The organism is Streptomyces roseolilacinus (genome assembly GCF_014649335.1).
Taxonomy (GTDB): domain Bacteria; phylum Actinomycetota; class Actinomycetes; order Streptomycetales; family Streptomycetaceae; genus Streptomyces; species Streptomyces roseolilacinus.
The window spans coordinates 41,207-49,743 of the sequence record NZ_BMSV01000019.1 but is presented as its reverse complement, the minus strand read 5'-3'; the positions used below and the strand labels follow the sequence as shown (position 1 = coordinate 49,743).

At 74.6% G+C, this 8,537-nt stretch carries 9 protein-coding genes and 1 pseudogene; 6 read left to right on the top strand and 4 right to left on the bottom strand.

All coding sequences use genetic code 11. The features are described 5' to 3' along the window. From IE106_RS29185 to IE106_RS29170, 4 genes and pseudogenes are all read left to right on the top strand, one after another. Window positions 1-235 (top strand): annotated as a pseudogene (locus tag IE106_RS29185) (flavodoxin-dependent (E)-4-hydroxy-3-methylbut-2-enyl-diphosphate synthase); the annotation flags it as partial. Window positions 236-424: 189 nt separating this feature from the next. Next, window positions 425-1,270 carry a GNAT family N-acetyltransferase gene (locus IE106_RS29180; protein ID WP_189538253.1) on the top strand — a complete coding sequence of 282 codons (846 nt, stop codon included), beginning with the start codon at window positions 425-427 and terminating at the stop codon, window positions 1,268-1,270. 29 nt (window positions 1,271-1,299) lie between these two features. Beyond that, window positions 1,300-1,839 carry a GNAT family N-acetyltransferase gene (locus IE106_RS29175; RefSeq protein ID WP_189538252.1) on the top strand — a complete coding sequence of 180 codons (540 nt, stop codon included), beginning with the start codon at window positions 1,300-1,302 and terminating at the stop codon, window positions 1,837-1,839. A gap of 140 nt (window positions 1,840-1,979) precedes the next feature. Next, window positions 1,980-3,680 (top strand): proline--tRNA ligase, encoded by a 1,701-nt coding sequence (locus IE106_RS29170; RefSeq protein WP_189538251.1) that lies wholly within the window; start codon window positions 1,980-1,982, stop codon window positions 3,678-3,680. Window positions 3,681-3,683: 3 nt separating this feature from the next. On the opposite strand, the gene IE106_RS29165 is transcribed toward IE106_RS29170, so the two are convergent. The 4 genes from IE106_RS29165 to IE106_RS29150 form a co-directional block, all read right to left on the bottom strand. After that, on the bottom strand, window positions 3,684-4,661 hold the full coding sequence (locus IE106_RS29165; protein ID WP_189538250.1) for a slipin family protein: 978 nt from the start codon (window positions 4,659-4,661) through the stop codon (window positions 3,684-3,686). Between the two features lie 143 nt (window positions 4,662-4,804). Continuing rightward, window positions 4,805-5,728 carry an aminoglycoside phosphotransferase family protein gene (locus tag IE106_RS29160; RefSeq protein ID WP_189538249.1) on the bottom strand — a complete coding sequence of 308 codons (924 nt, stop codon included), beginning with the start codon at window positions 5,726-5,728 and terminating at the stop codon, window positions 4,805-4,807. Window positions 5,729-5,782: 54 nt separating this feature from the next. After that, window positions 5,783-6,199 (bottom strand): DUF4439 domain-containing protein, encoded by a 417-nt coding sequence (locus tag IE106_RS29155; RefSeq protein ID WP_189538248.1) that lies wholly within the window; start codon window positions 6,197-6,199, stop codon window positions 5,783-5,785. Then, window positions 6,196-6,804: a hypothetical protein gene (locus IE106_RS29150; RefSeq protein ID WP_189538247.1), complete on the bottom strand. Its 609-nt coding sequence runs from the start codon at window positions 6,802-6,804 to the stop codon at window positions 6,196-6,198. Before IE106_RS29150 ends, IE106_RS29155 begins: the two co-directional genes overlap by 4 nt. A 154-nt stretch (window positions 6,805-6,958) precedes the next feature. On the opposite strand from IE106_RS29150, the gene rimP reads away from it, so the two are divergent. Next, on the top strand, window positions 6,959-7,459 hold the full coding sequence (rimP, locus tag IE106_RS29145) for a ribosome maturation factor RimP (RefSeq protein WP_189538246.1): 501 nt from the start codon (window positions 6,959-6,961) through the stop codon (window positions 7,457-7,459). Window positions 7,460-7,461: 2 nt separating this feature from the next. Continuing rightward, window positions 7,462-8,463 (top strand): transcription termination factor NusA, encoded by a 1,002-nt coding sequence (nusA, locus tag IE106_RS29140; protein WP_189538245.1) that lies wholly within the window; start codon window positions 7,462-7,464, stop codon window positions 8,461-8,463. The last annotated feature ends 74 nt before the right edge of the window (window positions 8,464-8,537 follow it).

Here is an 8,537-nt window from a genome sequence, read left to right as displayed (position 1 = left end):
GCTGCGGGTGGCGGTGATGGGGTGTGTGGTCAACGGTCCGGGTGAGGCGCGGGAGGCGGATCTGGGGGTGGCCTCGGGCAACGGCAAGGGGCAGATCTTCGTGAAGGGCGAGGTCATCAAGACGGTGCCCGAGTCGAAGATCGTCGAGACGCTGATCGAGGAGGCCATGAAGCTCGCCGAACAGATGGAGAAGGACGGCGTGCCGTCCGGCGAGCCCGAGGTCTCCGTCAGCTGACCCCCGCCGCGCCCCCCCGCCGTCCCGCCGGCGGGGCGGCGCCGCCCGGCCCCCCGCCCCGGCCCCCGCTCGCGGAGCGCCCGCCGAGACGTCCCGGCCGGGGCCCCGGGCCCCGGCCGCCGCGCCCCGCATGGTCACGGCGCCGCCGGGTACAGTGCGGAGACCGACAGACCCACTGGTGAGGCCCCCGTGTTGACGCACACCACCACCCGGGTCCTCGAACCCGGGGACCTCGGCGCCGCGCTCGCAGTCCTCGACAGCGAGCCGGTCGCCAACGCGTTCGTCACCGCCCGCGTCCAGGCCGCCGGCCTCGACCCGTGGCGCCTCGGCGGCGAGATGTGGGGCTGGTACTCCGGGGGGCGGCTGCGCTCCCTGTGCTACTCGGGCGCCAACCTCGTCCCCGTCTGCGCCACCCCCGAGGCGGTCCGCGCCTTCGCCGACCGGGCCCGCCGCACCGGCCGCCGCTGCTCCTCGATCGTCGGCCCCGCCGAACCGACCGCCGAGCTGTGGCGCCTCCTCGAACCCAGCTGGGGCCCCGCCCGCGACGTGCGGTCCCACCAGCCGCTGATGGTCACCGAGCGGCCCGCGGCCGACGTGGAGCCCGACCCGCTGGTCCGCCGCGTCCGCAAGGACGAGATGGACCTGATCATGCCCGCGTGCGTGGCGATGTTCACCGAGGAGGTCGGCGTCTCCCCGACGGCGGGCGACGGCGGGCTGCTGTACCAGGCGCGCGTCGCCGAACTGGTGTCCTCCGGCCGGTCCTTCGCGCGCGTGGAGGACGGCAGGGTCGTCTTCAAGGCGGAGGTCGGGGCGGCCACCCCCAGGGCGTGCCAGATCCAGGGCGTCTGGGTCGCCCCCGAGTACCGGGGGAGGGGCCTGTCCGAGACGGGCATGGCCGCGGTCCTGCGGTACGCCCTCGCGGACGTGGCGCCCGTCGTCAGCCTGTACGTCAACGACTACAACAAGCCCGCCCGGGCCGCGTACCGCAGGGTCGGCTTCCGCGAGGTCGGCGCGTTCATGAGCGTGCTGTTCTGAGGGAGCGCGCGGGACGTAGGGTTCGGGCCATGGATGACGTCGTGGTGGTCGAACCGCTCGACCTGGCCGCACGGGTGGACGACGCGCTGGCCGTGCAGGCCCTCGCCTTCGGGCTCAGCGAGGGGGAGGTCGCGGTGCGGCGCCACATCGTGGTCCGCCACATGGCCTGCCGGGGCGCCCGCGCCTACGGCGCGACCACCCGGGACGGGCGCCTCGTCGGCTTCGTGTACGGCATGCCCAACGACCGCGCCCACTGGTGGTCGACGATCGTCCAGCCGTACCTGGTCCGGGAGGGCAACGACGGCTGGCTGGACGACTCCTTCGTCATCACCGAACTGCACGTCCACCCCGCCCACCAGGCGCGCGGCATCGGCACGGAGCTGATCACCACGATCACCGGCACGGCGGACGAACCCCGCTCGATCCTCTCCGCCATCGACACGGAGAGCCCCGCCCGCAGGCTGTACCGCTCCCTCGGCTACGTCGACCTCGCCCGCCGGGTCCACTTCCCGAGCGCCCCCCGCCCCTACGCGGTGATGGGCGCCCACCTGCCCCTGCGCCGCGCCTGAGACGGGGGCCGCGCCGGGACCCCCGGGGCCGCCGCCGGGAGGGCGCCGCGCGGGTGGGCGCGCCGCAACTGATTTCCGCGGGCCGCCGTCGCCCGGCTAACCTCCTGCCCATCACACTTTTCACCGCAGGAGAGATCCCCATGGCCCAGGTCCAGCGCATGTCCCGGTTGATGGTCAAGACACTGCGCGACGACCCGGCGGACGCCGAGACGCTCAGCCACAAGCTGCTCGTCCGCGCCGGTTACGTCCGCCGCAACGCCGCCGGCATCTGGTCCTGGCTGCCGCTCGGCAAGAAGGTCCTGGAGAACATCGCCCGCGTCGTGCGCGAGGAGATGGACGCCATCGGCGCCCAGGAGGTCCTGCTGCCCGCGCTGCTGCCGAAGGAGCCGTACGAGGCGACCGGCCGCTGGGACGAGTACGGCGCCGAGCTGTTCCGCCTCCAGGACCGCAAGGGCGGCGACTACCTGCTCGGCCCCACCCACGAGGAGATCTTCACCCAGCTGGTCAAGGACCAGTGCACGTCCTACAAGGACCTGCCGGTGATCCTCTACCAGATCCAGACCAAGTACCGCGACGAGGCCCGCCCCCGCTCGGGCATCCTGCGCGGCCGCGAGTTCCAGATGAAGGACTCGTACTCGTTCGACACGACGGACGAGGGCCTCGCCGAGTCGTACCGCCTGCACCGCGAGGCGTACGTGAGGATCTTCGAGCGCATCGGCCTCCGCCACAAGATCGTCTCCGCGATCTCCGGCGCCATGGGCGGCTCGGCGTCCGAGGAGTTCCTGGCCCCGGCCGCGGCGGGCGAGGACACCTTCGTGTACTGCCCCTCCTGCGACTACGCGGCCAACACCGAGGCCGTCACCTTCGCGGGCGGCGAGCCCGCCGACGGCTCCGCGCACGGACCGGTGGAGGAGCTGGACACCCCGGACACCCCGACCATCGAGACGCTCGCCGAGCACCTCGGCGTACCGGCCTCCGCCACCCTGAAGAACCTGCTGGTCAAGGTCGACGGCGAGATCGTCGCCGTGGGCGTCCCCGGCGACCGCGAGGTCGACCTGGGCAAGCTGGAGGACCACCTCGCGCCGGCCGTCGTCGAGATGGTCACCGCCGAGGACTTCACGGGCCGCCCCGACCTGGTGCGCGGCTACGTCGGCCCGCAGGGCCTGGACAAGGTCCGCTACATCGCCGACCCGCGCGTCGCCCCCGGCACCGCCTGGATCACCGGCGCCAACAAGCCGGACACGCACGCGAGGAACGTCGTGTGCGGCCGCGACTTCCAGGTCGACGACTACCTCGACGTCGTCGTGGTCGAGGAGGGCGACCCCTGCCCGCAGTGCGGCACGGGCCTGAAGCTCGACCGCGCCATCGAGATCGGCCACATCTTCCAGCTCGGCCGCAAGTACGCCGACGCCTTCCAGCTGGACGTCCTCGGCCAGAACGGCAAGCCGGTCCGCGTGACCATGGGCTCGTACGGCATCGGCGTCTCGCGCGCGGTGGCGGCCCTCGCCGAGCAGACCGCCGACGACAAGGGCCTGTGCTGGCCGCGTGAGATCGCCCCGGCCGACGTCCACGTCGTCGCGGCGGGCAAGGCGCTCCAGACCGAGCTGGCCCTGGAGGTCTCCGAGAAGCTGCGCGAGGCCGGGCTGCGCGTCCTGGTCGACGACCGGGCGGGCGTGTCGCCGGGCGTGAAGTTCACCGACGCCGAGCTGATCGGCGTACCGAGGATCCTCGTCGCCGGGCGCCGTTCGGGCGAGGGCGTCGTGGAGCTGAAGGACCGCCGCACCGGCGAGCGCGAGGAGCTGACGGTCGAGGAGGCGGTGGCCCGCCTCGCGGCCGAGTAGTCCTCAGAGGCATCCCGCCGTACCGGCGTCGTCGTCCCGCAGCGGGACGGTCGGCGCCGGTGCGCGTACGGGCGGCACGGCCGCCGCGCGGGGCGGGTGCCGGCGGGGGAGCGGGCCGGCGTCCTCCTGCGGGGCGGGGGCGAGCTCCGCGTGCTCGTCCGGCCGCCGCCCGGTCTCCCGGTGCGCGGTCTCCCGGTGCCCGGTCGTCCGGTGCTCGGCGGCCTCCGCCGACCGCTCCAGGAAGCGCAGCAGCTCCACCGGTATCGGCAGCACGAGCGTGGAGTTCTTCTCGGCGGCGACGGCCATCACGGTCTGGAGCAGCCGCAGTTGGAGGGCCGAGGGCGTCTCGGCCATCTCGCGGGCGGCCTCCGACAGCTTCTTGGACGCCTGGAGCTCCGCGTCCGCGTTGATCAGCCGCGCCCGGCGCTCGCGGTCCGCCTCGGCCTGGCGGGCCATGGAGCGCTTCATGGTCTCGGGCAGCGACACGTCCTTGATCTCGACGCGGTCGATGGTGACGCCCCACTCGACGGCCGGGTTGTCGATCATCAGCTCCAGGCCCTCGTTGAGCTTCTCCCGGTTGGAGAGCAGGTCGTCCAGGTCGCTCTTGCCGATGATCGAGCGCAGCGACGTCTGCGCGATCTGCGAGACGGCGAACCGGTAGTCCTCGACGCGGATGACGGCCTCGACCGGGTCGACGACCCTGAAGTAGATCACCGCGTCGACCCGGACGGTGACGTTGTCGCGGGTGATGCCGTCCTGGGCGGGCACGGGCATCGTCACGATCTGCATGCTCACCTTCCGCATCCGCTCGGCCAGCGGGACGATCAGGGTGAGCCCCGGCCCCCGCACCCGGTCGCGCAGCCGCCCGAACCGCAGGACGACGCCCTGCTCGTACTGCTTGACGACCCTGACGGCGGCCCCGACGTACGCGACGGCGGCCGAACCCGCCAGTACGAACGCGGTCAGCAGTTCCTCGCCCATGACGACCCCCTGCCGTCGAGTCGACCCCCGGTGCGAGGGGTCGGATATGCCCCATATTGCACCCATGGGGGCGATTCGGGCAGTGCCCCCCGCCCCCGTCTTCCCGGAGGAGGGCGCCCCGGTCGCTCAGGGCCCCCGGCCGGTCACAGCCAGCCCGCGAACTCCAGCAGCGGCTCCGCCTCGCGGTCCCGCCCCGCCGCCAGCGCGCGGGTCCCCGACTCGACCGCCCGGAACAGCGTCCAGCCGCGCAGCCGCTCCCGGTCCACGTCCAGGGAGTCCGCCAACCTGTTCACCCGCCGCCGCGCCGCCGCCGCGCCGGACGCCTCCGCCACCAGGTCCTCGACCCGGTCGCGTACCAGCCGCGCCAGGTCGTACGCCCGCTCGCCCACCACCGGCTCCGGACCCACCGCCAGCCACGGCGCCCGGTCGCCGGCCAGCACCTTGCCCTGCCGGAAGCAGCCGTGCAGCAGCAGCGCCTCGGGGGCGTCCGCCAGCAGCCCGTCGCGGGCCTCCAGCGCGGCCGCCACCAGGGTGCCCACCGCCTCGTCCGCCCGATACGCGGCCATCGCCCCCACCCGGCGCGCCGTCCGGTCCGCCACCGACTCGAAGCGGTGCCCCTCCGGGGGCTCCACCCACAGCCGCCGCACCGTGCCGGCCGCCTCCAGCAGCGCCTTCGCCTCCGGCAGGGACCGCAGCGACACGTCCGGCCGCAGCCGCTCCAGCGGCAGCCCGGGGCCGTCGCCGGCGTCCTCCAGCAACCGCACCGCGCCCCAGCCGTCCCAGTGGGCGAGCGCCTCCCGCTCCCGCTCCGGCGCGGCGAAGGGCGGCGCCAGCTTCAGCGCGGCCGGCTCCCCGCCGGCCCCCCGGGCCAGGATCACCACACTGCTGCGGCCGCCCGGTTCCACCACCCGTTCGGCGGTCATGCCGCGCCCGGTCAGCGCCCGGCGCGCGGTCTGCGGCAACCCGTCGAGCCACGCGCCCGCGGTGGCCTCGCCGTGCGTCTCGCCGAGCGCCCGCACCAGACGGCGCGGAGGTTCGGGCAGGGGGGCGTCAGCGGCGTGAGCCATACGTGCGGAGCCACCTTTCGGTCCTGCGGCACGAGCCGCGCGGGGGAGCGGGACTCACGGTCGCTCGGCGAGCCCAGGAAAGGCTACGCCGCTGCCGCGCCAGCGCACGGCCCGCACCGCCGCCTCGCGCAGCGCGGCCGCCGCCTCCCGGCGCAGGGCGCCCCCGGCGGCCCGTACGAGGTCGGCGTACGCGCCCGCCACCCGGTCCTCCAGCTCGGCGGCCAGCCGCACCGCCCCGTCCCCGTCCGCCACCGGGAACGGCAGCGCGTACGCCGCCGCCGACGCGGCCGGCGCGCCGCCCAGGTCCCGCACGGACCGGGCCATCGCGTCCCGCCGCGCCCGGTGCGCCGCGTGGGCCGCCCGCGCCTCCGCCCGCCTGGCCCCGTCGACCCGGGCGCCGACGACGCCGTACCCGTACACCGCGGCGTGCTCCGCCGCCAGCGCCGCCTGCGCGGCCGCCAGGGCGCTCACGCCCGGCTCCCCTCGTCGAGCAGGTACGCGTGCGCCGCCCCGGCCGCGGCGACCGACGCCAGCAGGCGGGCCAGCTCCGGGGGCGCGTCCGCCAGGGCCGCGGTGTGCGCGGCCGAGGTGCGGGAGGCCAGGGCGGCCAGCTCCCCGAGCACGGCGCCCGGCTCGGCCGGCACGCCGCGGGGGAAGGGGCCCGTGCCGGGGCGCGGGGCCGGGGACGCCGTGCCGGAGACCGCCGTGCCCGCCGGGGCGGGGGAGGCCGTGCCCGCGGACGCCTCACCGGGCGCCGCCGTGCCGGGGGCCCGCTCGCCCCGCGGGGCCAGCGCCGCCACGTGGCGGGCCGCCGCCTCACGGAGCGGGCCCAGCCGGGCGCCCAGCGCCGGATGGACGCCCAGGGCCTCGTCGTAACCCGCCAGGAGCCCTCCGCTCACCGCGGCCGACCTGCGGCGCAGGGCCGCCTCGGCGCGCCGCGCCCGTTCGGCCGCCGAGGGGTGCGCCGCGCCGCCCCCGCCGGAGTCCGGACCCGTGCACCCCGCCAGCGCCCCGGCCACCCCGGCCACCGTCGCGGCCGCGAGCGCACGTCTCCGCGTCAGCCCCGTGCGCCCCACGTTCACTCCTTCAGGTACACACTTCGAAGATCACCGCAGGCGAGCGTACCCGCGGGTCGGCCCGGGGTGGACGGCAACACCCCCCGGGACCGGATACCCTTTGTCTGACACGCGACGAACCCACAACAGCACACGCGGCCGAGGAGTCACCCGGATGAGCACCACCCAGAGCGAAAGGCTGCGCGGGCTGCTGGAACCGCTGGTCACCGCCAGGCAGCTGGACCTCGAGGAGATCGAGGTGTCCCGGGCGGGCCGCCGCAGGGTGCTGAGGATCATCGTCGACTCGGACGACGGCGTGGAACTCGACGCCTGCGCCGAGCTGAGCCGCGCCGTCTCCGAGACGCTCGACGAGACGGACGCGATGGGCGAGGGCGAGTACGTCCTCGAGGTGAGCTCACCGGGCGCCGACCGCCCCCTCACCGAACACCGCCACTTCGTGCGCGCCGTCGGCCGCCTCGTGAGGTTCCGGCTGGAGGAGGGCGGCGAGCTCGTCGCCCGCGTCCTCGGCGTGGACGACGAGGGTCTGGACCTGGAGGTACCGGGCGTGAAGGGCCGCAAGGCCACCGCCCGGCGCGTGGGGTTCCCCGAGATCGCCAAGGCGCGCGTGGAGATCGAGTTCAACCGCAAGGACAAGAAGGAAGAGGAGGAGGCGTAGCCGTGGACATCGATGTGAAGCTCCTTAAGGGCTTGGCACAAGAGAAGGAGATCCCCTTCGAGCTGCTGGTCGAGGCGATCGAATCGGCCCTCCTCATCGCGTACCACCGCACCGAGGGGGCCCGCCGCCACGCCCGTGCCGTGCTGGACCGGCAGACCGGTCACGTGACGGTGTGGGCGAAGGAGGACCCGGCCGACCTGGAGGAGGGGCAGCAGCCCAAGGAGTTCGACGACACGCCGTCGGACTTCGGCCGCATCGCGGCGACCACGGCCCGCCAGGTCATCCAGCAGCGGCTGCGCGACGCCGAGAACGACATGACCTTCGGCGAGTACGCGCGCCGCGAGGGCGACGTCGTGGCCGGCGTCGTCCAGCAGGGCAAGGACCCCAAGAACGTCCTGGTCAAGCTGGACGACAAGCTGGAGGCGATCCTCCCCGTCCAGGAGCAGGTGCCCGGCGAGGAGTACACGCACGGCCTGCGCCTGCGCACCTACGTCGTCCGCGTCGCCAAGGGCGTGCGCGGTCCGTCCGTCACGCTGTCGCGCACGCACCCCAACCTCGTGAAGAAGCTGTTCGCGCTGGAGGTCCCGGAGATCGCCGACGGTTCCGTCGAGATCGCCGCGATCGCCCGTGAGGCCGGCCACCGCACGAAGATCGCCGTGCGGTCGACGCGCTCCGGGCTCAACGCCAAGGGCGCCTGCATCGGCCCGATGGGCGGCCGTGTGCGCAATGTCATGGCCGAGCTGCACGGTGAGAAGATCGACATCGTCGACTGGTCGGACGACCCGGCCGACATGGTGGCGAACGCGCTGTCCCCGGCGCGTGTCTCCAAGGTCGAGATCGTCGACCTGGCCGCCCGGTCCGCGCGCGTCACCGTGCCGGACTACCAGCTGTCCCTGGCGATCGGCAAGGAGGGCCAGAACGCCCGCCTGGCCGCCCGCCTCACCGGCTGGCGCATCGACATCCGCCCGGACACCGAGCAGACCGCGCCGCCCGCAGGGGAATAAGGTCCCCCGCGGTCACGTTGTGCCACAGCGAGACCACGACGGGATCACGACAACAACCGTTCGATTTTTGCCCC

Coding starts and splice junctions, on each gene's coding strand:
- IE106_RS29175 (WP_189538252.1), top strand. CDS start 1,300: ATGGATGACGTCGTGGTGGTCGAACCGCTCGACCTGGCCGCACGGGTG.
- IE106_RS29170 (WP_189538251.1), top strand. CDS start 1,980: ATGGCCCAGGTCCAGCGCATGTCCCGGTTGATGGTCAAGACACTGCGC.
- IE106_RS29165 (WP_189538250.1), bottom strand. CDS start 4,661: ATGGGCGAGGAACTGCTGACCGCGTTCGTACTGGCGGGTTCGGCCGCC.
- IE106_RS29160 (WP_189538249.1), bottom strand. CDS start 5,728: ATGGCTCACGCCGCTGACGCCCCCCTGCCCGAACCTCCGCGCCGTCTG.
- rimP (WP_189538246.1), top strand. CDS start 6,959: ATGAGCACCACCCAGAGCGAAAGGCTGCGCGGGCTGCTGGAACCGCTG.